Annotated in this window: 2 protein-coding genes; both read right to left on the bottom strand. The window is 27.9% G+C overall.

The annotated features are described in order from the left end of the window. Positions 1–19: 19 nt before the first annotated feature. Positions 20–829 (bottom strand): site-specific DNA-methyltransferase, encoded by an 810-nt coding sequence (locus IC213_RS20435; RefSeq protein ID WP_227436805.1) that lies wholly within the window; start codon positions 827–829, stop codon positions 20–22. A 12-nt stretch (positions 830–841) separates the two neighbouring features. Then, a partial coding sequence (locus IC213_RS20440; protein WP_227863579.1) for a PD-(D/E)XK nuclease family protein occupies positions 842–1,301 on the bottom strand: 460 nt, incomplete at its 5' end.

The raw sequence follows: 1,301 nt of genomic DNA on the forward strand, positions 1-1,301 counted from the left end.
TCTTATTAAAATTCACATTTTATTGTGATTTAGATTTTCTAAACCCATTACTTTCCTTATATCTGTAATCACTAATTATTAAATTCTCCGTATTTTTCATTCTTTTTACTCCTTTATTAAAGCTTTCCTCGTTTAATTCTATTCCGATAAACTTTCTACTCGTTTCCAATGCTGCAACTCCTGTCGAAATTACACCAGCAGTAAAATCTAAAATTACATCTCCTTCATTTGAATATGTTAGTATTAAATCTTTTAGAAGTGGTACAGGTTTTTCAGTTGGATGTATTGGTGGGTGAGGCCTAGGATATTTTAGGATTTGTTTAGGATATTTTAAATTTCCTTCTCTTTCAACTCTTGCAAAATTACCATAGTTATTATTATTCTTACAATTATTTTCGCCATTGACTTTACCTATGCTATGACTAGGATTCCCAATTGTCATTTGTGGATTATATACTGGTGGTTTTTCATAAAATATTGCTATTTCTTCAACGTTTTTTAAAGGCATTTTTTTAGCATTTAAAAAACCGCTTGGTCTATCTTTTTCCCAATACTTCATCACTTTAAAATGCTTATCATTACTACAAATTAATTTAGATGTAAATGGTTGATTGGTAAATAATATAATTGGAGTGTTTTTATTTCTTCTTAATTTATATAATCTATCCCACATCTCATTAAATGCCAGAGGTTTATCCCACTCATTTTTAGTTATTCCTTGAGGTATATCAGCAATTATTGCATCTACCTTTGAATTTTGTTCAATTAATAAATCCATTACTTTTAAACATTCGTCATTGTATAGTTCATATCTACCTGTTTTTATCAAAACATACCTCCATTATGAATTATTAAGTCTACTACATGCCGCTTTATAATGAGAGCATAGAGTTTTACAAAAGAACTGATTACTTTTGTCATCATTCTTGCACCAATCACTCTTATCGTTGAAATCTAGCTGTTTTATTTGATTTACTGTATCAACAACAAAGTCAATTAATTGTTGTTCTAGTCTTTTAGTATATTTAATTTTTACTATAGCTCTTTCATATTCATTTAAGTCATTAATCTTATTTCTTTCAATTAATGTCCCATTAGCATTTTTCATATATTTACACATATCGAATGCTACATATTCAATTATTTTATCTGGATATTTCTCTTTAAGATACATTGCATATAGGATGAGCTGCATTGATTTCTTTGGCAGGTCTTTTTTAGAAAATTTGCTACTTGATTTGTAATCTATAACATAGATTTTATTACCTATCATGTAATACAAATCTATGTATCCTCTCATG

The sequence above is a fragment of the Clostridioides sp. ES-S-0049-02 genome (assembly GCF_020658465.1).
Taxonomy (GTDB): domain Bacteria; phylum Bacillota; class Clostridia; order Peptostreptococcales; family Peptostreptococcaceae; genus Clostridioides.